A 25,140-nucleotide genomic window follows, 5' to 3' on the forward strand; every position below is an offset into this window, starting at 1 on the left:
TTTTGCCGGTTTTACACCCGTTCGGCCGCTGATCGGGGCTCGCGAGCAGGATTTTTCGCGCATATTTCCACGTAATTTGTCTTTTTGATCAAAAACAGAATTACTTAATATTGTCTCATGTTGCACTAAAGTAGGTCTGGCACTGCACTGAGCGGCCTCCGTTGTTATAGAATGCTTGTGAAATGCGGATTGGTTCCTCATTTTTGCCATTTTTGGTCTTAGTGGTGTTGTGCGGATGTTCACGTGTGAACATTTATGTTATCATATGTGTAGCGGGATTTTAGCTTTCCTGGCCCAATCAGCACCAGGTTCGCAGTAAATTCAATATCAAGGAAAAATTACAAATATTTCTTTTTTAGGTGAAGTATTGATTTGACAATTAGAGCTCCATCCTGAATACAGTGTCGTCATCAGTGTCAGGGTTTCTGATATTTGCAGATTTATACTGCTTGCTTTCCCGTGTAATACCAACTTTTCAAATTAGATGAAGGATTTGGACTTTGATGACAACATTCGACAATTCAAATACAGCTGCTGGAGACGTTCTCCTGGAACTGACCGCTGAATTGGTTGCTGCTTACGTAAGCAACAATTCAGTGCCATCTGGCGATCTTCCCGCGCTTATCGCTGATGTCCACGCTGCTCTTGGTCGGGTCGGCAGTGGTGCAGAAGCAGTCGTCGCGATTCAGGAAAAGCCAAAGCCTGCAATCAACCCGAAGAAATCCGTTGCGGATGACTACATTGTCTGCCTCGAAGACGGCAAGAAGTTCAAGTCTTTGAAGCGTCATCTGATGACCCATTACGGTCTGACGCCTGAGCAGTACCGCGAAAAGTGGGATCTGGATGCTTCCTATCCGATGGTTGCACCCAATTACGCTGCTGCGCGCTCGCGTCTGGCCAAGAACATGGGCCTCGGCCGCAAGCGCAAGAAGGCTGCTTGACAGCAAGCGGTTCAGACTATTTGCAAGACGGCGCCTTCGGGCGCCGTTTTGTTGTCCGGGCTCCATTTTTCCGCGCGCGGGCGGCGACGCGGATTTCAGCCCCTCATGGACTTCAGCCCCTCATGGACTTCAGCAAAGTATCCAGGGCTTGCTTGAGACCGATATGACGATTGAGGTCATAGCTCCAGTGCCCCTTGCCGCCCTTGATCCTCTCTCGTTCAATCAAACGCTTTAACCGCCTGCAATAGGTCTGCTTCTCGGCCGCACCGAGCGCGATCACCGCGTCAAGATCTTCGCCGCAGAGGATTTGCAGTGCCAGGCGTTGCCGCGCCAAGCTGCGCTGCGCGTCCCTCGCAGCCAGGAATGCCGCCCTCTGCCTCGTCCATTCGCTCTGAGCCATGTTTCCGTCCTCGATGGTGGATGGACACACTTTGCCTTGGTTTGAGGAGTGTAGGACAAAAGTCCTAGATTGCGTGTGTGGTTTCAGAAAAGAATCCGTGAAAACAACGACATGATGTTTGTGCGCGGGAAAACTTATCCACGGTCTTGCTGGGAATAATATAAGAAGATATTCCTATATATGAAGTGGAGCGAGCATGTCCGAGAATTTCCCCCATCTGATCCGCTCTGCCGCCGAGGCGCGGGCGAAGATCGAGATCCTCCGTCAAGCGCGTCCGAAACCGAAGCCGGCAGAGCCCGTTGCCCCGGATGGGGGCGAACCGCCGGACGGCCGTCTTTTTCATGTCTGCGACGGCGTCATCGACATTCTCGCCAGCTTCTTCAATGTCAGCGGCCGCGAACTGCGCGCGCATTCCCGTTGCGAGCGGTCGGTGGCCCGCGTCCGGCAGATCGGCATGTATGTGGCGCATGTCACGCTGTCGCTGACCATGACGGAGGTTGGGCGTGCCTTCGGGCGCGACCGCAGCACGGTCAACCATGCCTGTCATCTGATCGAGGATATGCGCGACGAACCGGAGTTCGACCGGGTTGTGCAGACTCTTGAAAACATTCTGCGGGCGGCATTCCTGCGCAGCGGCATGGTGCGCCAATGAGCGTCCGGGACAAAAGCGGTGCCGGCGTGCGCCGGGTGCTGTGCTTTCTGGCCAAGGCTCCGGCAGAACCTGCACCTGCAGGCGATGGCAAGATGACGCTGGAAAGTGCCGCGGGCGGCGCGATTTCCATCGGAACGGCGGTGCTTGACCATGTCCTGCGCGAAGGACTGGCGCGCTCCACTGACGGCATGCTCATCATCACCGATGCGGGCAGGGCGTTCCTGCGCCGGCTGGATGGCGGGGCCGATGCTTTCGCCGCCCAGCATCGCCTTGAAACGCTGGCAGTGCCGGACGTCCGGCACGGCGCGGCACGGGTCCGGCGCAACGAAGCGGAATCGCCGCTCGGTCTGTTGCGCCGGCGCAGGGATTCATCCGGCGTCCCGCTGATCAGCGAGGTCGCCTTCAAGGCCGGGGAGCAATTGCGCAACGATTATACGCTCGGCAATTTCATGCCGCCGCTTGGCGCCAACTGGAGTGCCGTGGGAAGCGGTGCCAGCCGCCGATCCGGCAATGGTGTCCTGGAAATGACCGATGCCGTACTGGCGGCACGGCAGCGGGTCGAGCGGGCGCTGGATGCGGTCGGGCCGGAACTATCCGGCGTGCTGGTGGATGTTTGCTGCTTTCTCAAGGGCCTCGAGAGTGTCGAGCGGGAACGGCAGTGGCCGGTCCGGTCCGCCAAGCTCATCCTCAAGACGGCGCTGGCGGCATTGGACAGACATTACTGCCCGCCATCGCCCGCCCGGCGCAATCCGCGTATCATTCACTGGGGAACCGGGGATTATCGCCCCACGCTTGCGCGGTAGCAGCGCGGTTGTGCGTGGTTCGACAAGCTCACCATGAGGGAGAAAGGTGGGCTGCAATGCCACTTGCAGATGTTGCAGAAAGTAGCTCCCTGCCGCCCTCAACGTCCCTCATGGTGAGCTTGTCGAACCACGCACCACGCATTGGCGGGAATGCCCCGATGAAAACCCCACTGTCAGGGCGTGTCCTCAGTGCTGCGTGGCGCTGGCTGATCCGAGGGCGGCCTGTGCCTCGTTGCGGATGCGGGCGACCATCGAGCGCAGGCCGTTGGAGCGCTGCGGTGTCAGGTTTTCGTTCAGGCCCAGCTTCTTCAGGATGGCTTCCGGATCGATAGCGAGGATTTCCGACGCCTTCCTGCCGGAATAGAGCACCATCATGATGGCGACGAGGCCGCGCACGATATGCGCATCGGAATCGCCGAGGAAATCGATGACCGGATCGGCGCCGTCGCTCGGCGTGCTCTTCAGCCAGACCTGGCTGACGCAGCCATTCACCTTGTGCTGCGCATCGCGGGCGGCATCCGGATAGGGCTTCAATTCGCGGCCGAGATCGATGACATAGCGGTAGCGGTCTTCCCAATCGTCCAGGAAGTCGAAATCCGCGATGATGTCGTCAATTGTCTGTGCCATAGGTCCAGTCTCGCATGTGATGTGGCACATATAGTGATGCGAAAGCCGTACGTCATCGTTTTTCCTGTCGCGCAGGCTACTTCTTTGCGATTGTGCCCGTTGTCTTGCCGTCGACGGCATTGGCCTGTTCGCGTTGGCGGATGGCCGCTTCCAGAATTTCGCGCATCGCCATCTCGCGCAGCTTGGCCTTGATCAGATCGCTCTTGTCCGTGGCAGTGGCGGCATCGGCGGTGTCCCCATGGGCGGCGGCAACGGCCGCATCGGCGCCGTTGGTCTTGGCACCCAGCTGCGTATCGAGATACTGATAACCGACCTTGGCCACTTCGCTGGCGCGAACGCCCGCATTGTTCAGGGCCGCCTTGCCGGTTTCGCAGGCATTGGGATTGCGCGTGCAGAACTGGCTGAGATCGCTGATGGTTTCGCGTGCGGCAAAGAAAGCCTCGAGCGGGCCGGGCTGGGCCGTCCCTTGCGGATTGTCCTTTGAGTCCACTGGAATGAACAGCGAAATCAAAAACATCCAGAAGCAGAACTTGATCGCAAACCTGATCAGGAAGAACATTTCAGATATCCTCTGCCAACACCGGAACCGCTTCCCAGGAGCAGCCCATGCCGAGACACTGCCACAGACAAGGCAAAAACCGGTTGAGACGCGGTTTTGCATTTGAGCGATCATAGAAACCAAGGATTAAGAAATCTTGGAGCCCGAAATGCCGGTTTTGCGATTCGATTGGCAAATCGGCGGCAACCCGAAACCCTTCATTTACCATGCATTGAAAAGCCCCCGCACATTCGGCTGAAACCGGTTGTGCGGGACATCTGCGTCCCCGGTTTTATCCTTTCCTTAAAGCCTCGTCTGCAAAAGTTAACGGCGACATTGAAATGACCGTGACGCATCCGGCCCCGGCCGGACCGTCCGGATAGCAGGAAAAAACTGGTGCCGATTCATTCCGTCACACTGCCCAGAATTGCTGATGCCTACCGGCGCCATTGCAAACGCTGGGTGAGCACATCTGTTGCCGGCGCAGCCGAACGCGACAGGGACGCCCGCATGGCCGGTGCTTTCCTCGCCATGCCGTTCCTGCTCGCCGTTGCGCTGGCCGCCAGCCACTCCCTGTTCAGTGAAGCCGGTGGCATGCTCAGCCTCGGTGTCGGTATTTTTGCCCTGCCGATGATTTTCTGCGGAACGCTCTCGCTGGTTCGCAACAGCACGCGGCTGGGTCTGGCTGCGCTGGCATCCTACGGCGCTGCCATCGCGCTGATCGCCGTCATGGCGCCGTCCGCCAATCTCCTGCTCTGGATCATGGGCGCGGCGATCCCGCTCGAAGCCTGGTTCGTCATGCGCTCGCAAAAGGCGCTGGTCCTCTCCGGCAGCATTGCCGCGGCGGTGCTTGCCGTTCTCCTCGGCGTGTCCGTGTGGATGGGCGGCAACGTCACCCTGACGGCATTCTCCCTGCTGGCCGCGCTCGCTTACGGGGCAACGCTGCTGGTCCGTTCCGCCGGTGCGCTGGTGGCGCGCGGTCAGGAAGCGCGCCGCGACGACCGTGTTGCCGATCTGGAGAGCGCCGTTGACGGCGTGGTGATCGGGCTTGGCCGCGACGGCATGATCACCGCATTGTCCTGCAAGGCGCAGGAGCATTTCGGCGTGGCCCGCAGCCTGCTGATCGGCACGGCGCTGGTCGACCGCGTGCACGTCTCGGACCGCGTGCATTTCCTGGCGTTCCTGTCGGATTTGCGCAGCGGTACGGCCGCCACGGCGGCGGAGATAAAGCTGCGCTGCGTTGCACCGGGCGATGCGGCGAAACCGGCGCATACCGTGCGCTTTGCCACCTATCGCCTGTCCGGGGTGCCGCAGAGCCGGGACGATGGTTTCGTCGTCGTGGCAGCGGATATTTCCGGGGCAGTCGCCGACCGCTTTGCGCTCGATGCCGCGCGCACCCAGGTCGAGACAGCCGAGGTGACCAAGGGCCGCTTCCTGGCTTCGGTCAGCCATGAGCTGCGCACCCCGCTCAATTCCATCATCGGCTTCTCCGATGTGCTGCTGCAGGAAATCTGCGGCAAGCTGCCCGATGCGCGCCAGCGCGAATATGTCGAGCTGGTGCACCAGTCCGGCACGCACCTGCTTTCCGTGGTCAATGCCATTCTCGACGTATCCAAGATCGAGGCCGGAACCTACCCGATCATGGCCGAGCCCTTCGCCTTCAAGGATGCGGTGACCATGGTGCATGACATGATGGCGCATCAGGCCTCGCAGAAGAACGTGACGCTGTGCGACCGCGTCAGCCGCAACATCGGCACTGTTGTTGCCGACCAGCGCGCCATCCAGCAGGTGCTGATCAACCTGGTGTCGAATGCGGTCAAGTTCACCGAGAGCGGCGGCGTGGTCACCATCGACGCCGGGCTGCATGGCGACATGCTGGCCTTCTCCGTCAGCGATACCGGCATCGGCATTGCCGAGGCGGATCTGCTGACGCTCGGCCAGCCGTTCCGCCAGGTGCAGAACGACTACACGCGCAGGCACGAAGGCACCGGCCTTGGCCTTGCCACCGTCAAGGGCCTGATCGGCCTGCATGGCGGCCAGATGGACATCCGCAGCCGTCCCAGTGAGGGCACGGTGGTGAATGTTCTCATTCCACTCGCCGGTCCGCGGATCGAGCCGGTTCCGGCGGAACCGGTCAATATCGTCGAATTCCGGGCCGACGGCGACAGTGAGGGAGGTTCGCATGCGCAAGCCCGCAAATCGGCCTGACAGCAGGAAGCGCCGCGCCCCCAAGCGCGGCCATATGGCCCGTATCGCCATCGGGGCAGGCGGGCTGATTGCCCGCAACCCGACGATCACCGGCGGCGCGACGGCGTTTCTGGTGACCCTCGGCTTCATCTCCGCCAACGCGCTGTGGTATCAGCCGCAGGTGCATGACGGCGTGTTTTTCCGCACCCGGCCGGAGCTGGTGTTCAAGCCGATCAAGCACGATGGCGGCGTGTTCGGCACGCCGCAGAAGCAGAGCGCCGTCGATGCGCCGGTGCGCAAGGTCAATTCGGTTCCCGTGCCGCAGGGCAATCCTGATCCGGTCGCTGCGGCCATCAACAATGCCGCCGGCGCTGGCGGCACGCCCGTGCTGGCACCCGGCGGCGATCCGGAAGTGGCGAAGATGCAGCAGAAACTGCTGTCGCTCGGCTTCTACAACGGCGCGGTCGACGGCCTCGCCGGCAAGGGTACCCGCGCCGCCATCGAGGCCTACCGCAAGGCTTCGGCCGACATGGGCATCGAGACGGCCCAGCCCGCCGTCGGCAGCGCCAGCGACACCACCGCCAGCATTGCGATCCCGGCCGCCAAGCCCGGCCACTCCGCCGAAAAAGCCACCGTCCAGACCGTATCGGCCACCCCGGCCGACAAGCTGACGGCGGGCACCGCCCAGCCGCCCGCAGGCAACAGCCTCGCCCCGGCGGAGATCGTCCGCATCCAGGCGGGCCTGCGCGCCTTCGGCAACGACAAGGTGGAGATCGACGGCAAGGTCGGTGCCAGCACCAAGACCGCCATCCGGGAATTCCAGAACCTGTTCAAGCTGCCGGTCACCGGCGAGCCCGATGCGAAACTGCTGGCCAAGATGCAGGAAATCGGCCTGATCAACTGATGAGGCTGGGCATGGGCGGTTACGGCATATGCGTCTGACATCGGAATTCTGGGTTTCCGCGCTGGTGCGCCGCATCAACGGCGGCGGTGCCTTTGCGGCGCTTGGCCATAAGGGCGCGGCGGAAGCCGGGGCGATCTTCATCAAATTCCGCAATGCCGACGGCAGCTATGACCTGTTCGGCCCGGCGCCGCAGATGGTCTATGACGAGACCAAGCCGGACGAGCGGCAGTTCACCCTGCTGCAATCGGCCGTGGCTGAAGCCGAGGCGGATGCGGCGCTTGACAGGCAGAAGCGCTGGGACCGGGATCTGTGGATCGTCGAGATCGAGGATTATCGCGGCGAGCGCGGCGCGTTGTTTCCGCTCGCCCGCGACTGACCACGGACGGACGGTTGTTACGACACCCGGCGCTTGGCCGGGCCGGGCGCCGTGCCGCCGCGTTCGAAATCCGCCGCCATTTCCCGCAGTTTCTGCCGCAGCTTCTGCGAGTTTTCCTCGGTCTTCCAGCGCTGGATCGTCGCCTGCGCCTTGTCCTGGTCGATCTGGCGATAGGACTGCACGAACAGGCGCAGCGAATGCAGATCCTTGTGCACGAGGCCGAACAGGCCGGTCAGCACCAGATGCGCCGCTTCCGCCGAAAGTCCGAGCGCGGCGAGCGCGATGGTCAGTTCGGCATTGAGCCCGTGGCCGATGATGCGCTCGGCGGTTTCACCGTCGAGATCGAGCGCCGTGGTGAAGGCGGCGCGGAACGTATGGGTTTCGTCGAGCAGGGCGGCATCGATCAGCCGGTCGGCCAGGGCCTGATCGGCGGAATGGCCGGCATCGGATGCGCGCATCAAAGCGCGCAGCGCCTCGCGGGTTTCGCGCAGGCGCGGCGATTCGGGTTCGGCACGGTCCAAGGCTTCATTCTCCTCGTGTGTAGGCAATCCGCTCTGCAGCGCCAGGGCGCGGTCAATGGCCGGGTCGTGCAACTGGCGCAGGGTCTGCAGCAGCGCGGCGTCCTCCACCGTGCGCCGGGCGATGGCGCGGGCATGGCCGATGCCCCTGCGCTGGATCAGGCCGATGAGATCGCCGGGCTTGAGCACCGGCGAGCGCAGGAGCAGCGGCGCTGAGATATCCACGTCATCCTCGGCGAGCGCCAGGATCAGGCGCTTGGGCGCATGCGGCATTTCGGAAAGGGCAGCGGCGGCATGGCGGCGCACGCGCGGCGAGGCGAGGGCGAGCAGCGGAACGGCGAGATCCTCCAGCTGCTGGGCATCGCTCTTTGCCGGTCTTGCGACGCAGCAGAAGGCGGTGATCGATGCGGTCAGGAGATCGTCAGCCTTGCTGCCGCCATTGCGGTCTTCAAGTGCCCGAAACTCAGGATACTTCACGAACACACTCCACTCGATCACGCGCAACGCCAAACTATGCCTAAAATGAGCCATGAAGCGTTAGCAATCCGTTAACCCTGCGGGTGTCTAATGAAATTATGCGCGAAATGATCGCGCGCGAGCGGACCGGGACGGGTCCGCACCCCGGAAACGGGAGCAAGGCAGCCAGGTTGTCCGGCGCTTTGGCCGGATGCCAAGACCAGCATGAGCGTTTGCGTATCAAGGAGATCAACGAGCCGAACGGATGGATGAAATGGGGTTTGTCATTGCCTTTCCAGGCAGCGCCTCGCGGCGCCGCACCACCACCGAGACGAAGCGGCCGGCAACCGCGCAGATCATGATTTTTCCCGGCGTGCGCTATGAGCGCCCGGCGCTGCCCGCCCGCCCGCGCGACACGGACAAGCCGGGCCACCGGTTTTTCGATCCGACACCCCAGCCGGGTTAGGGGCGCGTCGGGACATTCAGCGCAGCCCATATGGCCGCTGCGAATGGGAATATCGCGCCGCGCCGGTGCACCCGCTCACCCCCTGATGTTCGAATCGCGGCATTGTTCTCAACCGTGACGCGTTCATCTGTTTGGTGTGTTCTTGCACCATAAACTACTATTGGTTGCAGTCCAACTGCCACTTAATACAACCAACAATACGTAAATTATTGTTTTTTTGCCACACAGGGTAGAAAAATCCCGATCACTCAGGTTGTACTCTTGCGCTTTCGGCTTCGTTCTGAATCAATAGGCGCTAGTAAGTATTGTATTGATTCGTTTTTTTGACGGCATTTTATTTTAACCAACAGTATATTGGGAGCTATATTTTATGATTTTTCACGCCACAGCTGCGGTTGCACCCGCACGTCCAAATTTTCTTTTCACCTTCCGCAACCATCTCCTGTGCAGCGTCTGCACCGCGATACTTTTGGCCGGTACCGGGGGGATGGCGCGGGCGGAAATCGACATCCCCGCGCCGCCGGCGCAGTCGAGCGTAGCTCCGGAGGCCGCTCCACCCGCGTCACCGGTAACCGATGCTGCGGCGACAAGCCCGCAGGCGCCGGAGAATCCGGAACCCGCTCCAATCGTGTCGCCAGTAGCTGGCGCCGCAACGTCAAGCGCTAAAAAGGGCGGCAGCCGAACGGTCGGTAAGGAAGAAGAGCTGTCCGTTGCAGTTGACGAGAAGTTTGATGAAGTCGTCGTCAACGGCGAAAAAGCGTGGACGGTGAATGAGAATGGCATAGGCGGTTTTGCCTATGTTGCCGGTGAAATCGGCAAGGGCACCGTCAATACAGGCGGAAAGCTGATCGTCGAGGATGGCGGCAAGGCTGACAATGTCACAGTCAGCACGGGTGGTGACTTGGCGGTTGGCCCCGGTGGAACGGCCACTGAAGTCGTCGTCAATGGCGATAAGGCGTGGACGGTGAATGAGAATGGCATAGGCGGTTTTGCCCTTGTTGCCGGTGGAATCGGTAAGGGCACCGTCAATACAGGCGGAAAGCTGATCGTCGACGATGGCGGCAAGGCTGATAATGTCACAGTCAACACGGGTGGTGACTTGGCGGTTAGAGCTGGTGGAACGGCCACTGAAGTCGTCGTCAATGGCGATAAGGCGTGGATGGCGGATGAGGATGGCATAGGCGGTTTTGCCATTGTTGCAGGTGAAATCGGCAAGGGCACTGTCAATACAGGCGGAAAGCTGATCGTCGATCCTGACGGCAAGGCCGGTTACGTCACCGTCAACGCGGGGGGACGATTGTTTGTCGATGCCGGTGGAACGGCCACTGAAGTCGTCGTCAATGGCGAAAAAGCGTGGACGCTGGATGAGGATGGCATAGGCGGTTTTGCCATTGTTGCGGGTGAAATCGGCAAGGGCACCGTCAATACAGGCGGAAAGCTGATCGTTGATCCTGACGGCAAGGCCGGTTACGTCACCGTCAACACGGGGGGGCGATTGTTTGTCGATGCTGGCGGAACGGCCAGTGAAGTCGTCGTCAATGGCGACAAGGCGTGGGATTTAGTAACGGGCTTGGGCGGCATCGGCGGCGTTGCGTATATCTCCGGTGAGGGGAGCAGGCTCGACCACGGCACAGTCAATCAGGGCGGTTATTTGCAAGTTGTGAACAAGGCAACGGCGGGCAGGATCACTGTCCTCAATGGCGGCTGGCTGGATGTTCTTGCCGAGGGCAGTGCTGACAATGTCCACGTGAATGGCGGCTATGCCTCGACCGCAGGCCAGATCGGGACGGCCACCGTTACCGGCAAGGATAGTCTGCTGGATGTTCAGGCTGGAGGTACGGCTGGCACGCTCAATGTCCGTAACGGCGGCAAGCTGGATGTTTATGCTGGCGGTGAAATCACCGGCAAAAGCACGGTGGAAAATGGCGGCGTTCTAAGCGTCTGGGCTGAAGGAAAGGCAGGCGATATCGAAGTGAATGGCGGCGATTCGAGTTCTCCCACCAGCTATGCGGCGGTTAATGGAACAGCAGGCGATATCACGATCGGCGGAAATGCTGCCCTTAACGGTTCCGGCACTCTTCGTAACGTGCGGGCGCACATGGGCGGCAATGTCTTTCCTGGCAATACTGTTGACAAGTTTGCTACGCTAACCACAACAGGCAATGTAACGTTCGACAAAGGCAGCTTTTTCTCCGTACAGATTGCCAATGATGGTCTGCGGTTCAGCAAGCTGGCTGCACAAGGACAGGCAACCCTTGACGGGGGTTCTGTCAAAGTGCGAGCGGAAGACTTTGCCGGAACCGACAGCCAGGGCAACGCTATTCCCCAGTTCCTAAGCGAACAGCAGGTCAAAAACCTGTTCCAGAAAAGCTTTGTCATCCTGACCGCTGAAAAGGGTTTGACAGGGCGGTTTGAAAAGATCGAACCCAATTACAACTACATCACGCCCTTGCTTGCCTATACCGACAAGACGGTGAGCGTGGGTTTTGATCTGACAGAAACGGCTAGGACCGAGAAAGAACAGAAACTTGCCGACGAGTTAAAGCAGAAGCAGGCAGAGGCTGATCGCCTGAAGGCCGAGCAGACACAGCTGGAAGCCGAGCGCCTGAAGCTGCAACTGTGGGAGGAGCAGATCAAGAGCCTCGTTCTTGTCGATGCGGTCACATCAAACCAGAAGAGCACCGGCCATGCGGTGATGCAGCTTGGTCTCGGCAACCGCCTGCTGCAGACGGTGCTGTTCTCGCAAAAGGGCGAAGTGCTCGCCTATGACAGCCTGTCCGGCGAGGCGCATGCCTCGTTGCGCGGCACGCTGTTGCAGGATGCCGGGCTGGTCAGCGGAGCGGCGAGCGAGCGGGTGCGTGCCGCCTTTGACGGCGTCGCCGCCAAAGCTGCGCCGGTTGCAACGCCGCTCGCTTATGGCCCGGAGGCCAAGGACAAGCGGTATGCCGGTGAGGCGTTTGATGCGGCAACACCAGCTCCGGCCGTTTCAACCACCGCTTTGTGGGGGCAGGCCTATGGCGGCTGGAGCCATGGTTCGAGCGATGGCAATGCGGCCGCTTACAACAGAAGCACCGGCGGCATCGTCACCGGCGTCGATGCCCTGATTGCCGGGACATGGCGGCTGGGCGTGCTTGCCGGTTACGGCTCGACATCGCTGCATGGGGCGGGGTCGTCCGCCTCCGCCGACAGCTATCAGCTCGGTGTCTATGGCGGCACGACAATCGATGCGCTACGTTTAAGCCTCGGCACCATCCTGGCGCATCACGAGATCGATACGCGCCGCACGGTGTCGTTCGGCTCGCTGGAGGAGACGGACACCGCCGGCTACAGCGCCAACACGGTGCAGCTCTTCGGTGAAGCCGCCTACCGCATCGAGACGCCCTATGCGGCACTCGAACCTTTTGCCGCGGCGGCCTATACCCACCTGAAGACATCGGGCTTTGCCGAAACCGGTGGCATCGCCGCCCTGTCGGCGCCATCATCCACGACGGACCTGACGACGACGACGCTCGGGCTCAGGGCCTCGCGCGCCTTTACCCTCGGCAATGCCACGAGCCTGACGGCGCGTGGCATGGTGGGCTGGCGGCACGCCTATGGCGATGTCACGCCGCAGGCACAGTTTGCCTTTGCCAGCGGCGGCGAAAGCTTCGATGTCAGCGGCCTGCCCATTGCCGCCGATGCTGCGCTGGTCGAAGCCGGTCTCGCCTTCGATATCGGCAGGGCCACGACGCTCGGCTTCACCTATACCGGCCAGTTCTCTGCCGGCGTCAACGACAACTCCGTCAAAGCCGATCTGACGGTAAGGTTCTGAGCCGTGGTTTGAACAAGAGCGGCAGGCTGCGCAAGTGGCCTGCCGCTGCCTGTTGGCCGGACAAGGCCGTTACTGCTGCAGGCCGGGATAGGCCCACAGGCCCGACACGCGCATCAGGTCGCGATAGATCACCAGCCGCTCATCCGCCGAAACCTTCGCCGCTTCGTCGAGCGATGGCGCATCCAGCGCCACCACAGGCACGACATTGGCGCCGATGGCATACTGCTTCAGCGCATCTTCCAGCAGGGTCCGGGCGCGGCGCATATGGCTGGAACTGGTGACCAGAATGATGCTGTCGGCCGTGTGCCGCTTCAGGAGATTGGCGACATTCAGCACATTGCCGACCGTGTCCTTGGATTTGTCCTCGATCAGGATCCGGTCGCGGTCGACGCCCTTGTCCACCAGCCACTTGGTCATGAGATCGCCCTCGGTGACACCCGCCTGCGGCTGGCCGCCGGTGACCATGACGCGCGCCGCCGGGTTGGCCTGTGCCGCCTTCAGCGTCACATCAAGCCGGTCGAGTAGCGGCTTTTCCATCGTGCCATCCTTGGCCAGCGCATAGCCGAGCGCCACGATCATCACCTTGCCGGTCAATACGGGCACATCGGCATTGGGCTTGTCCGCGATGATCTGTTCGGCGCGCACGAAGCGCTGGCGATAGGCTTCGGCCCTGTCGCGGTCGAGCCCGGCCAGCGCCTGATGCGCCAGCGCGGCGCCTGTTTCATCGTTGCCGACATGGGCCAGCGCCTCGATCCACGCCTGCGCCTCGAACGAGGTCTGGTCCTTGGCCAGGATGTCCTGATAGGTGGCGCGCGCCTCGCTCACCTTCTTCTGCAGGATCTGCGAGGAGGCGACGGCAAAGCGGAAATTCAGCTGCTCGGGCGCCAGCTTCGACGCCTCGGCGAAGGATTGCTCCACCACGTCGTAGCGGCCATGCAGGGTGATGCCCTTGAAAATCTCGGCTTCCGCCTTTTTGACGTCGCCGCCCGACCAGTAATACTGCATGCCGGTGTCGACGAGGGTTTTGATGCGCTCGGCATTCTGCGGATCGAAGGCGCGGGCGGGCAGTGCTACGGTGAGGGCGAGAAGGGCGGCGGTTGCGGCAAGGACGAGACGTTTCATGGGCGCTTTCTCCAGCGGGCTGTTGGGACGGGCGCAGGTTAACCGCGGCGCACGGTTTTGCAATCGCCCGTGATCACCGCTTTTTGACGCCGCACCGGTTTTGTCCGAGAGCTCGCACGTCTATATGACAGGGGTACGATCATCCCCGCCGGAGCTCTCCCATGTACATCGTTTCGCTGAATTATATCGCGCCGCTCGACGCGCTCGATGCGGCCGTTCCCGCGCACATCGCCTTTCTCGACCGCCATTACGCGGACGGAACTTTTCTCGCATCGGGCCGCAAGGTGCCGCGCACCGGCGGGGTGATTTTGGCGCGGAGCGAGAGCGAGGAGGCGCTGCGCGCCATTCTGGCTGAAGATCCGTTCTGGGTGAAGAAACTCGCGACCTATGACATCCAGCAGTTCACGGCGACAAAGACGCAGAAGGGACTGGAAGGCCTGCTGGATTGACATCGCCGCGGTTTGAAACAGTCCCGGCTCTCTCACCGGATTTGCGCGATGGTGTTTTTCATCCGAAGCGCCGGTTTTAAACGTTTATGCCTGTGAATCGCGCTTCCGCCGGATTTGAATGGTGGGGCGGGCAGTGGACGGCTGCCCGCCGCGATCTTTCAACCAATTTATACGGGTGGTACGATGACCCATGCAAATTTTATTGATACCGGTACTTTCAAATTCAATGTAGTGGAACTCAACGGCCGCATTGGTGCCGAAATCCAGAATATTCGACTTGATGGCGACCTGCCTGATGCCGATATAGCCGCGATCAATGGTCTGCTGCTGCGCCACAAGGTGGTTTTCTTTCGCGATCAGGGGCATCTTGACGATGTGCAGCAGGAGCTTTTCGCCCGGCGTCTTGGCGACCTCGTTCCTCATCCCACACAGGGCGCCGTGCAAGGTACAGCTTCCATTCTCAACCTGGACACTAGCCGAGGCGGTGGGCGTGCGGACCAATGGCACACGGATGTGACGTTCGTTGATGCCTATCCAAAATTCTCGGTCCTGCGGGCGGTGGTTATCCCGGCAACGGGCGGGGACACGATCTGGGCCAATACGCACGCTGCCTATGAGAATCTTCCTGCACCGCTCAAGCTTCTGGCTGAACAATTATGGGCCGTTCACAGCAATCTTTATGACTATGCCACGATCCGGCCGCATGCGACCGAGGCGGAACGCCGGCATTATGAGGACGTCTTTACCTCAACAATCTATGAGACCGAGCATCCGGTGGTCAGGGTGCATCCGGAAACCGGCGAGCGCACCTTGCTGCTCGGCAATTTTGTCCAGCGTCTGTCCGGTCTTTCCAAGAGCGATTCTGCCAAACTCTATGAGCTTTTCCAATCCCACATCACCAGCCCGGAAAACACCATTCGCTGGCATTGGCGGGCCGGGGATGTGGCGATCTGGGACAATCGCGCAACCCAGCACTATGCGGTCAATGATTATGGCGACCAGCACCGTGTCGTACGCCGGGCCACGGTCGATGGGGATGTGCCGGTCAGCGTCGACGGAAGGCGCAGCTTTATCCACAGCAAGATAGCCAAGGCTGCAGCGCAGGCGGCCTGATCGTCCATGCGAGGATCTGCCGGCGCGCCGCTGAACCCAATCAGAGCAGCGGCGCGCAGTTGGCGCTTTTCAGAAAGGCGTCGACCTGGGCTTTCCAGGACTGGTCGGGCACAAAGCCGCGCACGACGACAAAGCCCTCGTTCATATCCGCCTCGATCAGCACGGAATTGGCGGCCGATACCGGCTTGGTCTTGTTGAGTTCGATCATCTGCAGGGGCCGGGCGATGACGAGATCGAGCTGGTCGGCAATGGCGGTGCGGTCATTGATCGAATAGATGTTCTCGCCCTGCCGGTCATAGACGGAAATCGACCAGTAGGGCGCGGTGCCGACGCCGGTGATGCGGGCGGGAAGGTCGGTGATGTCGAAGCGGCAGGCCACGGCTTCGAACAGCGGGTCGAGCGCCAGCGGCACGGTCTGCGCCGTCGCCTGCCGCACCACGGGGTGGAAGGCCCAGTCTTCGCCATAGTCTGATATGCGCGACCAGGCATTGCGGTCGGAATAGAGCGGCACAAGCAGCACCACGGCCACATGCACGATGCCGGCGCCGACCAGGCCGAAGAGCAGGGCGCGGATCAGTCTACCCATCGCAGCTCACCTTTTTCACCGCCGGGAAGGTCATGTCGACCAGGCCGGAATTGCCGCCGACCGGCGTATCGTAGAGCGTCATCACCAGCACCATGCGGCCGGAGCCGGCCGTTGCCAGCCAGTTGCCGGCCTGGGCCTTGGGCGAGACGGCAACGATGAATGCGCCGTTGTCGCCGCGGAAAATCTGGCGCGAGTGCAGGGCCGGCGGCCGGTCCGCGCCGGGATCGAGCGGAATCAGCGCCAGATCCGCCGCATAAAGCGTCCAGAAGCGCGAATTGGGACTGTTGCCGGCCATGCGGTAGGTGCACTGGCGATTGAGCGCCTGGCCCTGATCGTCGCGGTAGGCGTAGAAAGCCAGGCCCTCGGCGCTGCCGAGCGGAAACGCACCCTCGCGCGCGGCACGCGCCTTGGCATAGGGGTCGGACTGCGGCGTGCCCGCATCGGGATAACCGGTCCATTGCCCGATGGTCAGCGTGCCGAAGCCGTCGAAGCGGTTCACGGCATACCATGCGCTCAGCGTGCCGCCGCCAACGGCAATGACAAGAGCGATGAGGGCAAGAAGCACATTTCGAAGCATGAACGATGACTACACGCGAAATGTGCGGTGAGGCAAGGTGGTGCCGATAATTACGCTCATGCCCGCTCGCAATTTGCATGCCTAGAATGTGAGCGTCACGACAATCGTGTCTTTGTATGTGCCCGCAGCGGGAGCAACGGCGATGGGCGTGGTCAATTGGCCTTCGACCTTATGTTCGTTGACCGTATTGACGGCATTGCCCGTCCCCAAAATTTTGCTCCAGGGCAAGGACGTGCCGGACGTGGCGTCGAACAGCTGATAGGCCAGAAAATTGTCACCGTTCTTCATGCGCCGCGTGCCGCCGTCGAAATGTTCGCCGTTGTCGAGATCAAGGGTATAGGGTGTTTTATAGGTGCAGCGCACGTCGATATGGCTTATCGCGGTGATCGTTCCGGCACCGGCATTTGCTACGGCAAGGGCGCCTCTTGTATCGAAATTGATCTCATTGAATTTCTCCGCCTTTGCGCCATTGTTTTCGAGTCGGCAGGTTTCCAGGACAGTTGTTGTTAGGGTGAAGAAGGACTTTATATTCGAACTATCTATGATTTGCTGTTGAGGAGGGCAGCTAGTCTGAGATCGTCTAGAGTGAATAGTGGTTCTGATGTCGTATTGATTGGTGTAGGTTTCAGGCCGGACGCGATCTTGATCCTTACGCTCGAGATAGGTCACTTTCAGATGTAGACGCGCTGTGACCTTGTAGGCAGGCTGTCCGTTATCAATGGGAGGAACGACTGAAAGCTGGAAGATGCCGTCACTCTTAATATCGCGTTTATCATCATCACTCTCTATCTTCCATGCGATACGAGAGTCGTCTTTAGTGGTCTGATAAAATCTATTGAGAACCTTCTTATCGCGGTTTTCTGGATTTGAAGCTACGATAGTCGCGCAGATCAGAAAATTATCCAGGCCGCCATGGTCATCCGATTTGCATTCATATTCGATATAGTCACTTGTCGAAGCAAGCAAACCGCCCGCAGACACAATGTCTTGTATTTCGACGGGTCCAAAATCCGGTTTTTGTGTTACCATACAGACTTGAGCCGAGGCTGGCGACGCTGCCAGCCCAACGATCAGAACCGAGAATGCAAGCAGCCATCGGTGCAGCGGGATGATTGTTCCGAGGGCTTTTGCCAAAGCCGCAGGCTGGCGGCGGTCAGAATGTGAAACAGGCATTGAATTTTCTCACTTTTTCTAGCGGCATGGGATCGGTCCGATTTCCGGCTGCGCGCCGGGTTTGGCCGCATAATCGAACGTGGCATGGCAGGTGCCGGCGTTTTCGGGCAGGGTGACGGTGATGCTGTTGCGGCCGGAAAGTCCGGTGAGGTATGTGCGGCCGTCATAGCCGGCAACGGTGGACTGGCTGGACCCGTCAAGCTGCACCGCGGCGCCGAGCGGCACGGACTTGCCGTCCGGCCCCGTCAGGCTGACGATGGCGGCATCGACTTTGCTGACGCCGAAATCCACCACGGCGCCGGAACGGTCGGCGGGGATGACAATCGCCTCGGTCTGGTCCGGCTGCAGATCGAAGGACAGATTGGCCGGGTCAATGGAAATGCGGTTTCGCCGATAGGAATCCAGCGAGGGAACGAGGGCACGTCCGCGGGAATTGGTCTTGGCGACGCGGCGGCTGTTGACCGATACATCGACATTCGGACCGCCTGCCTTGACCACGGCGAAGGCATCGTCGACGCGATTGGCCAGGAACACGCCGCCGCCGGCGGCAACGACGGAGCCCTCGATGGTGCCGGTGAGGCGGCCCTGATCGCCGGATTGCTCGACGGAGCCCGAAAGCTGCGCCAGCCGCGTGCGGTAATTGGCACTGACCGAGCGGGCGCTGTTGCCGCCACCGCCCTCATGGTCCCGTATGGTCCAGCCGACGGCACCTTCCTCAAGACCGGAGGAACGCGACAGGCTGGTATCGACGCCGATGTGATCGCCATTGCGCGAGAGGCTGGCCGAGGCGGTCATGTCCTTGCCGATGGGCATGGACAGGCCGGCATAGACACCGAAATCCCCACGGCGGCCGAGATCGCCATAGCCGGTGACATAGAGCGAGACCTTGTCGAACACCGTGCGCGACCAGGACGCGCTGACCAGGCTGGAATCGTTGTCGCGCCCGGCGCCGTGAACGCGCGAGAAGCCGAGGCTGAGCGAGGAGGGATCGAAACCGAGCGGGAAGGAAACGCCGACGCGATCGACCTGACGGCTGCGGGCGGAAACCGGCGTTTCGTAATCGTTGCGCCGGTCGGCCACCAGACCGACATCATTGTAATCGCCGATCATGCGGTCGCCGCCGATATAGAAGGAATAGCCGTTGCGGGAAACCTGATAATAGGCGGAAATCTTCTCGCCAAGCGCGCCTTCATAGCGGCTTGCGGCCACCGAGGCATTGACGGACCCGTAGGGGCCAAGGCTTGCGGCAAAACCCGCACCGGTATTGACCAGGCTGCGGATGCCTTCCGCATGCCCTTCCAGGGTCAGCCAGTTGGTGAGCCCATAGCGGATGCTGGCGGAGGCGGCGATATCGCTGGCATAGTTGAAGGAGGAATAGCCGTAGCCAAGGCGCGGAAAGCCGACCTCCGCGGAATAATCCACATAGCCCTTGCGCAGCATGCCCGGCGCAAAAAAATAGGAACGCTGGATCACGGATTCGCGGCCGAGCGCGTCCTTCATGACAATGCGCGCATCGCCGCCGCCGCCAAGAAAAGGCAGGCCGCTGAAATCGAAGGGCCCGGACGGCACGTCGCCGGAATAGACCTTCATGTTGTTGAGATAGAGATCGAGCGTCGAGGGCACCGAGGCGCTGCCGCTGAGACTGGGGACGGGCGTGGTGACCAGATCCGGGCGGATGCCGAAATTGCGCCTGATCTGCAAGCCGCCCAGCCGGTAGGACGAACTCCACGACAGCGCGCCGGAAACGGTATCGCCGATCTGGTAGGTCAGCATGCGCTTCGGATCGACATAGCGCCAGGCGCTGTCCAGCCGGGCAATGTCATAGCGTCCCGCATCGAAGGGGTTCATCCGGCCGAGGCCGCTTGTCGAGAGCGTGCCGAAGGGCGTCAGCAGCCGTGACTCGACGCTGCCGCTCAGGCTGCCGTCAAGATTGTCGCCATGCCAGTTGGAGCCTGATGTGGCATAGAGGGTGTAGTTCGTCACCAGCCCGAAATCCGAACGCACAGCGGAATAATCGATCGGCTCGCTCTCGCTGCCGAGATCGACGGTCGTCGGCTCGCGCGCCTGATCCGGCGCGGTGAAGGCGATCATCTGGTCCACATCATTATATTCCCAGGCCACGCCGGGCAGGCTGTCGAGCGGGATGAAACCATCCTTGCCGGCGACACCGCGCTCCGCGCGGAAACCGGCCTTGCGCAGTTCATCCGGCGTCGCCGCCAGCTTGCCGTCGGGCAGATGCCTGAAGCGGGCGAGCACGCGCGAGGCATTGTCATTGACCTTGACGCCAAGCAGCAGCTCCTGCCCGGATGCGGGCAGTTCCGGTGTGATCGGCGGTGCCTCCTGCGCCAGAACGGGGAATAGGGTTCCGGCGAGACAAAACCCGATGCAGGCAAGGCGCAGATTACGGCTTGACCACGACTGTCTGATTGACCGCATAGTCATCTCCCTTGGCCGTAACATTGACGCTGGTGCCGGGCTGGATGCGCTGCGCACCCGCACTGACGATCCAGCGCCGGGTCGAGCCGGGCAGGACATAGCCGTTCAACCCTTCGCCGAAGGAAACCTTGCCGCCTGCGGAAGCGACCGCGAGACCGGCGAGCTTGGCATGGCGATTGCCCACATTGGTGGCCTCGGCAATCAGGCTCTTGCCCTCACGGCTGATATTCCATTGCAGGTCGGCACCGGCAGACCTTTCGGTGAAGAAAACCGGGATGGAATAGCGCAGCACCATATCCACCGACGCAGCCGAACGGCGCAGATTGACCTCGGGCAGCTGGTCGACGAGCAGCCGGTAGGTTTCCTCGCCGGATTTCAGCGGCGGGGCGATGCGGGCAATGCGGATCGTATAGGTGGTGCCGGGCTGCAGCGTCGCGGCGGGCGGGCTGGCGACCACATCGCGGCTTGGCGTGAGCTTGTCTTCACCGTTCACCTGGCTCCAGGAAAACACCCGGACCTGGACATTGACGGGACGGTCCCCCTCATTGCGCAGATTGACCGTTGCCGTCTGGCCCGGGGCGGTGAGATCGACGGAGACAGGCGAGACCTGCAGTGGCGCTGCGAGGGCGGTGTCGTTGAAAACCAGCATCGTGGCAAAGGAGACTATGGCGAAGAGCAGCTTCGCGGGATGGGAAAAAATCATAAAAAATCCAGTCTAAATATTTGAAAAATATAAATAAATACGAAAAAATGGAATCGTTGAAAAAGCGGACTGGCTCGAACTCCGGCCGGAGTGCCGATCTGCCTTCAACGCTGCCAAATGGTTATGAACCGGTTTCGCCAAAGTGGTAAGGACGGCATAGACACCAATCAGAAACTAACGGTCACCCTCAGCGTGTCACTGTAAGTACCAGTAGGAAGATCAAGGAATCCGTTTTTCGGCTTCAGGACGCGGCCAATAACCGTGTATTGCTCAATGTCACCCTTTGATAATTCGCTGTGGATGCCCATATAATCGGACAATATCATGCCGCCATCGCCTTTATGCTGTTTCTCTTTCATCTGGTTCACTGTCACTGGTTGAGAACTGCCGCTGCCCTTGAAACTTCCTTGCACAAATTCCGCTGGCATACCTTTCGTTCCCACAATCAACTCTTTGTTGAGGTCATCCGAATGATATATTTGATAGTCTATGAAAGCACCTTTGCCGTTGCTCATCCTGCGGTCAGCCGACACGTTGGCACTAGACGGGGTTGGAGCCTTGGCGTGTTTACCGGAATCAATATAAATCCTGTATTCGACATTGTTTGAGCACTGGACTTCGATAATAGCCTTGGCATCAATCTTTTCTTTTTCAGCCAAATTTAAAGGCCTTCCGAAATCGAGAAGAAGGCCCTTTGCGCCGGGATCGACCCTACATTCTCTTTTAAATTCGAGCTTGACCCCCAGACTACCCGTCGCGGTCTCGGCAGACCATCCGACACCGTTGCTTGCAATCACGGCTGACATGGCCAAAATGGGGATGACAATTTTCATTGCTGCTCCTAAATGAATATTCCAAAATTGCTGATTGAGAGCGTGCATGGGGTGCACGCTGCTCGGGGTATTGATCATAAAAATCAGGAAATGTCAGAACGTTACCGTCACCGCCACCGTATCTTCGTATGTGCCTGTTTTAGGATTTTTTGACTGCTTGGGAATAAGGCCGAAAACCTGAAAGGAATCCAGCTCTCCAGTTGCTTCCGATGCTAACGGCCTTCCTGACTTGGAGCCGCTCCCCCAAAGCGTTTTATTGGCGGAGTCCGAGTATAGTTGATAAGGGATCGTTTCGCCCGCGCCATTCTTCATGTTGCGGACGCCACTCGCATCGAGATTTTTACCGTCGTCAAGGGCAATACTAAATTTGGTGCCCTTGCTGCACAGAACCTGGATGGAGCCTTTACCCTCTTTCGCAGTGCTACCAGTAGTGGGAGTACTGGTTACGTCGCCACGCGATCCGAAGTGCAATTCGGCACTCCCACCGGGATTAACCTTACACGCTTCGCCTATTACGATCCTGACCTGCAGGTCACCATTAACAACCTCAGACCAGCCGGAAACGGTGGAGGCAAGGAGGGCGGATGCGGCTAAAATTGGGATGAAAACTTTCATCATTTCTCCTAAAGGTATGGTTCAAAATCAATGTCTGAAAATGGCTGCTGAGTACAACGTTACTCACGCAGCAGTATAATTGCCAGTTCAACGATAGCCAGAAGACGCGGGATTTCAACCCGTAAATTTCAACTTATTCATGATACTTTAGTATAGTATATCGCGAATTTAACCTACTATAGATTGCATTTAATGCTTAAATTCAACCGTAGATTCAACCTTGAATATGTTGCCGCGCGGCGGCAGGTGATCGCTGCAAGCACAACCTGGCCCGCATTTCCGCTGCGCGCGGGCATGGCGAATCAGTATTCCGCGCGGTCGTTCGTGCGTGGTTCACCCTTCGAAAAGCTCAGGAAGCTCACCATGTGGTGCGTGGTTCGACAAGCTCACCATGAGGGAGGTTGAGGATTGCAGGGAGTTATAGTCTGCAGCGTTTGTGATTAACCTCACTCCAAACCACCTCCCTCATGGTGAGCTTGTCGAACCACGCACGGCATCGCGGCAAACGGCGTCAGCGGGCGGAGATTTTCGTCGGCACATCAGGCAATTTCAGTGCCGGCGCGTCCTTCAGCGCCTGGCCGATTTCACGCAGCGAGGTGACGGTGGCATTGGAGAGCACGCGCGGGCGTTCGGCTGCCTTCAGCGCTTCGGCATCATCGCCCGTGGCCGGTTTGGCGGCCGCCACCTTGTCCTGCTTCGGCATCGCCGGATCGATGCCGGGAATGGGCTTCAGATCGATGTTCTGGTGGGCGTAGTTCATGAAACGCTGCCAGGTCATCGCCGGCAGGATGCCGCCGGTCAGCTCCTTGGTCGGGGTAAAGTTGTCGTTGCCGAACCAGACGGCGGCGGTGTAGTTGCCGGTGAAGCCGACGAACCAGGCATCGCGGTAACTCTGGGTCGTGCCTGTCTTGCCCGCCACGCGCGTCATCGGCAGGGCGGCGCGCCGTCCCGTGCCCCATTCCGGCACCTGGCTGAGCATGATGTTCATGTTGAAGGCCGCCTTTTCGGTGAGCGCCCGGTGCGGTTTGTTCCCGTCGGTCTTCCAGTCCCACAGGAGCTTGCCGTTCTGATCGCTCACCTGGGTGAAGGCATGGCGCACGCCGGCAAGGCCGCCGGTGGCAAAAGTGTTGTAGCCCGTCGCCTGATCCATGACCGTCATGCCCGAGGTACCGAGCACCATGGTCTTGTGCGAGCTGATCACCGATTCCACGCCCATGGCTTTCGCCAGCGCCACAATGGGCGCCGTCGTCAGATAATCCTTGGCGAGGCGCACCGGCACCGTGTTGATGGATTTGACGAGGGCCGTCGTCAGGTCGATCTGGCCGAGATATTGCCGCGAATAGTTCTGCGGCGACCAGTTGCCCCAGGACACGGCGCCGCCCGAAATCATGGTTTTCGGCGTCATGCCCTTTTCCATGGCGGCGGCATAGACATAGGGCTTGAACGAGGAACCGGCCTGGCGCAGCGCCGCCGTGGCGCGGTTGAACTGGCTTTCGCCATAGTCGCGCCCGCCGACGATGGCGCGCACCGCGCCGTTGGTTTCCAGGACGACGATGGCCGCCTGCGTTACATGGTATTCCTTGCCGAACTGGCGCAGGTGATATTCCGCCGATTCCTCCGCCGCCTTCTGGATGCCGGTATCGAGCGTGGTGCGCACGACGAGGGTGTGCGAGGGCAGTTTCTGGCCGACGCGGCGGATCTCGTCAAACGCCCAGTCGAGGAAATAATCCGGGCTTTCCGAGCGGGCACGATCGACGACCGTTGCGGGATTTCGCCGGGCACCCACCACCTGGCCTTCGGTCATCAGCCCGCCCTGCACGAGATTGCTCAGGACCACATTGGCGCGGGCGCGGGCGGCAGGCAGGTTGACATGCGGCGCATATTTGGCCGGGGCCTTGAACAGGCCGGCGAGCATGGCCGCCTCGGCCAGATTGACGTCCTTGACGCTCTTGCCGAAATAGAATTCCGAGGCCGCGGCGATGCCGAACGTGCCGCCGCCCATATAGGCGCGGTCGAGATAGGTCTGCAGGATTTCCTTTTTCGACAGGTTGGATTCCAGCCACAGCGCCAGGAACGCCTCCTTGATCTTGCGGTCGAGGCTGCGCTCATTGGTCAGGAACAGGTTTTTCGCCAGCTGCTGGGTGATGGTGGAGCCGCCCTGGACCACGGAATTGGCGCGCAGGTTTTCCGTCATGGCGCGGGAAAGACCAAGGAAATCAATGCCGAAATGGTCGAAGAAGCGGCGGTCTTCCGTGGCCAGAACCGCCTTGATCACATGATCGGGCAATTCGTCGATGGGTACGGCGCTGCGGTGCAGGATACCGCGCTGGCCGATCTCGTTGCCGTAGCGGTCGAGGAAGGTGACGGCGAAATCGTCGCGCGTGCGCCAGTTCTTTTCCGTGTCGTGGAAGGCGGGAATGGCGAGCGTCAGCATGACCACGGAACCGGCGGTGCCCCAGGTAAAGCCTTCGCTGAGGAGTTCGACGACGCCGCGCCGCCAGCCCGATACATGGAAGCGGCGGAAGAAGATGGTGGTGTCTTCCCAGAATTCGGCGAGGCGGAAACGCAGCTCGTACAGCGACGAATCGATCCAGGCATCAAGTCCAAGCAGAGGCGAGACCTTGAATCGCTTGCGTTTCTTCTCGGTCAGAGTGTTTTTGGCCCGAGGCTCGTTCATCATGCCAATCTCTTGTCTGCCTGTCGTCAGCCACATCGCGCGCGAAGATATGATGTAGCCGATTACGCTTAACAGCTTCTTATGATGGCCGTTATAAGACCGCGGCAGTCCGTTTCGTCCCTTTCTATCTCAAGGAAAAATTTAACTCTTTTTCTGATCGGGCGACAAGGGGCGCAG

At 60.3% G+C, this 25,140-nt stretch carries 23 protein-coding genes; 10 read left to right on the plus strand and 13 right to left on the minus strand.

Annotated elements, in window-relative coordinates; genetic code table 11:
* The first annotated feature begins 503 nt into the window (after positions 1 to 503).
* Positions 504 to 941, plus strand: a complete 438-nt coding sequence (locus AC1Q5O_RS01950; RefSeq protein ID WP_091880604.1) for a Ros/MucR family transcriptional regulator — start codon at positions 504 to 506, stop codon at positions 939 to 941.
* Positions 942 to 1,053: 112 nt separating this feature from the next.
* Here AC1Q5O_RS01950 and AC1Q5O_RS01955 read toward each other — a convergent pair whose 3' ends face one another.
* Positions 1,054 to 1,341 (minus strand): cytoplasmic protein, encoded by a 288-nt coding sequence (locus AC1Q5O_RS01955; protein WP_492561736.1) that lies wholly within the window; start codon positions 1,339 to 1,341, stop codon positions 1,054 to 1,056.
* Positions 1,342 to 1,537: 196 nt separating this feature from the next.
* On the opposite strand from AC1Q5O_RS01955, the gene AC1Q5O_RS01960 reads away from it, so the two are divergent.
* Together AC1Q5O_RS01960 and AC1Q5O_RS01965 are read left to right on the plus strand one after the other, a co-directional pair.
* Positions 1,538 to 1,993, plus strand: a complete 456-nt coding sequence (locus AC1Q5O_RS01960) for a helix-turn-helix domain-containing protein (protein WP_492561737.1) — start codon at positions 1,538 to 1,540, stop codon at positions 1,991 to 1,993.
* Entirely contained in the window at positions 1,990 to 2,796 is an 807-nt protein-coding gene (locus AC1Q5O_RS01965) for a DUF6456 domain-containing protein (RefSeq protein ID WP_492561738.1), read from the plus strand. Before AC1Q5O_RS01960 ends, AC1Q5O_RS01965 begins: the two co-directional genes overlap by 4 nt.
* A 186-nt stretch (positions 2,797 to 2,982) precedes the next feature.
* On the opposite strand, the gene AC1Q5O_RS01970 is transcribed toward AC1Q5O_RS01965, so the two are convergent.
* Positions 2,983 to 3,423 carry a SufE family protein gene (locus tag AC1Q5O_RS01970; protein WP_472461512.1) on the minus strand — a complete coding sequence of 147 codons (441 nt, stop codon included), beginning with the start codon at positions 3,421 to 3,423 and terminating at the stop codon, positions 2,983 to 2,985.
* Between the two features lie 76 nt (positions 3,424 to 3,499).
* On the minus strand, positions 3,500 to 3,982 hold the full coding sequence (locus tag AC1Q5O_RS01975; RefSeq protein ID WP_492561739.1) for a DUF5330 domain-containing protein: 483 nt from the start codon (positions 3,980 to 3,982) through the stop codon (positions 3,500 to 3,502).
* A gap of 375 nt (positions 3,983 to 4,357) precedes the next feature.
* On the opposite strand from AC1Q5O_RS01975, the gene AC1Q5O_RS01980 reads away from it, so the two are divergent.
* Genes AC1Q5O_RS01980 through AC1Q5O_RS01990 form a run of 3 tightly spaced genes read left to right on the plus strand, consistent with a single transcriptional unit; the run spans position 4,358 to position 7,428 of the window.
* Positions 4,358 to 6,169 (plus strand): sensor histidine kinase, encoded by a 1,812-nt coding sequence (locus tag AC1Q5O_RS01980; RefSeq protein ID WP_492561740.1) that lies wholly within the window; start codon positions 4,358 to 4,360, stop codon positions 6,167 to 6,169.
* The gene (locus tag AC1Q5O_RS01985; RefSeq protein WP_492561741.1) at positions 6,144 to 7,052 is read left to right on the plus strand and encodes a peptidoglycan-binding domain-containing protein; all 909 of its coding nucleotides are present in this window, start codon (positions 6,144 to 6,146) and stop codon (positions 7,050 to 7,052) included. Before AC1Q5O_RS01980 ends, AC1Q5O_RS01985 begins: the two co-directional genes overlap by 26 nt.
* Before the next feature lie 28 nt (positions 7,053 to 7,080).
* Positions 7,081 to 7,428, plus strand: a complete 348-nt coding sequence (locus AC1Q5O_RS01990) for a DUF1491 family protein (RefSeq protein ID WP_492561742.1) — start codon at positions 7,081 to 7,083, stop codon at positions 7,426 to 7,428.
* A gap of 17 nt (positions 7,429 to 7,445) precedes the next feature.
* On the opposite strand, the gene AC1Q5O_RS01995 is transcribed toward AC1Q5O_RS01990, so the two are convergent.
* On the minus strand, positions 7,446 to 8,423 hold the full coding sequence (locus AC1Q5O_RS01995) for a DUF2336 domain-containing protein (protein WP_492561743.1): 978 nt from the start codon (positions 8,421 to 8,423) through the stop codon (positions 7,446 to 7,448).
* Positions 8,424 to 8,676: 253 nt separating this feature from the next.
* Here AC1Q5O_RS01995 and AC1Q5O_RS02000 point away from each other — a divergent pair, with 253 nt between their 5' ends.
* Together AC1Q5O_RS02000 and AC1Q5O_RS02005 are read left to right on the plus strand one after the other, a co-directional pair.
* Positions 8,677 to 8,868 (plus strand): hypothetical protein, encoded by a 192-nt coding sequence (locus AC1Q5O_RS02000; RefSeq protein WP_403170910.1) that lies wholly within the window; start codon positions 8,677 to 8,679, stop codon positions 8,866 to 8,868.
* Positions 8,869 to 9,238: 370 nt separating this feature from the next.
* Entirely contained in the window at positions 9,239 to 12,679 is a 3,441-nt protein-coding gene (locus AC1Q5O_RS02005) for an autotransporter family protein (protein WP_492561744.1), read from the plus strand.
* A 69-nt stretch (positions 12,680 to 12,748) separates the two neighbouring features.
* On the opposite strand, the gene AC1Q5O_RS02010 is transcribed toward AC1Q5O_RS02005, so the two are convergent.
* Complete coding sequence (locus AC1Q5O_RS02010) at positions 12,749 to 13,801, minus strand: YdcF family protein (RefSeq protein ID WP_492561745.1); 1,053 nt, start codon at positions 13,799 to 13,801, stop codon at positions 12,749 to 12,751.
* Between the two features lie 161 nt (positions 13,802 to 13,962).
* Here AC1Q5O_RS02010 and AC1Q5O_RS02015 point away from each other — a divergent pair, with 161 nt between their 5' ends.
* Together AC1Q5O_RS02015 and AC1Q5O_RS02020 are read left to right on the plus strand one after the other, a co-directional pair.
* Positions 13,963 to 14,250 carry a YciI family protein gene (locus AC1Q5O_RS02015; protein ID WP_492561746.1) on the plus strand — a complete coding sequence of 96 codons (288 nt, stop codon included), beginning with the start codon at positions 13,963 to 13,965 and terminating at the stop codon, positions 14,248 to 14,250.
* Between the two features lie 183 nt (positions 14,251 to 14,433).
* Positions 14,434 to 15,363 carry a TauD/TfdA dioxygenase family protein gene (locus tag AC1Q5O_RS02020; protein ID WP_492561747.1) on the plus strand — a complete coding sequence of 310 codons (930 nt, stop codon included), beginning with the start codon at positions 14,434 to 14,436 and terminating at the stop codon, positions 15,361 to 15,363.
* 40 nt (positions 15,364 to 15,403) lie between these two features.
* Here AC1Q5O_RS02020 and AC1Q5O_RS02025 read toward each other — a convergent pair whose 3' ends face one another.
* The 8 genes from AC1Q5O_RS02025 to AC1Q5O_RS02060 form a co-directional block, all read right to left on the minus strand.
* On the minus strand, positions 15,404 to 15,949 hold the full coding sequence (locus AC1Q5O_RS02025) for a DUF1254 domain-containing protein (protein ID WP_346305130.1): 546 nt from the start codon (positions 15,947 to 15,949) through the stop codon (positions 15,404 to 15,406).
* Complete coding sequence (locus tag AC1Q5O_RS02030) at positions 15,942 to 16,526, minus strand: DUF1214 domain-containing protein (protein WP_464663051.1); 585 nt, start codon at positions 16,524 to 16,526, stop codon at positions 15,942 to 15,944. Before AC1Q5O_RS02030 ends, AC1Q5O_RS02025 begins: the two co-directional genes overlap by 8 nt.
* 81 nt (positions 16,527 to 16,607) lie before the next feature.
* Positions 16,608 to 17,699: a Csu type fimbrial protein gene (locus AC1Q5O_RS02035; protein WP_492561748.1), complete on the minus strand. Its 1,092-nt coding sequence runs from the start codon at positions 17,697 to 17,699 to the stop codon at positions 16,608 to 16,610.
* A gap of 18 nt (positions 17,700 to 17,717) precedes the next feature.
* Positions 17,718 to 20,135, minus strand: coding sequence for a fimbria/pilus outer membrane usher protein (locus tag AC1Q5O_RS02040; protein ID WP_492561749.1), 2,418 nt, complete (start codon positions 20,133 to 20,135; stop codon positions 17,718 to 17,720).
* Entirely contained in the window at positions 20,101 to 20,838 is a 738-nt protein-coding gene (locus AC1Q5O_RS02045; protein ID WP_492561750.1) for a fimbrial biogenesis chaperone, read from the minus strand. The genes AC1Q5O_RS02040 and AC1Q5O_RS02045 overlap by 35 nt, the downstream gene beginning before the upstream one ends.
* A gap of 167 nt (positions 20,839 to 21,005) precedes the next feature.
* On the minus strand, positions 21,006 to 21,671 hold the full coding sequence (locus AC1Q5O_RS02050) for a Csu type fimbrial protein (RefSeq protein WP_492561751.1): 666 nt from the start codon (positions 21,669 to 21,671) through the stop codon (positions 21,006 to 21,008).
* Between the two features lie 93 nt (positions 21,672 to 21,764).
* Complete coding sequence (locus tag AC1Q5O_RS02055) at positions 21,765 to 22,286, minus strand: Csu type fimbrial protein (protein WP_492561752.1); 522 nt, start codon at positions 22,284 to 22,286, stop codon at positions 21,765 to 21,767.
* A 511-nt stretch (positions 22,287 to 22,797) separates the two neighbouring features.
* Positions 22,798 to 24,966: a transglycosylase domain-containing protein gene (locus tag AC1Q5O_RS02060; protein WP_492561753.1), complete on the minus strand. Its 2,169-nt coding sequence runs from the start codon at positions 24,964 to 24,966 to the stop codon at positions 22,798 to 22,800.
* Positions 24,967 to 25,140 lie beyond the last annotated feature (174 nt).

The sequence above is a fragment of the Phyllobacterium sp. MT110 genome (assembly GCF_058792715.1).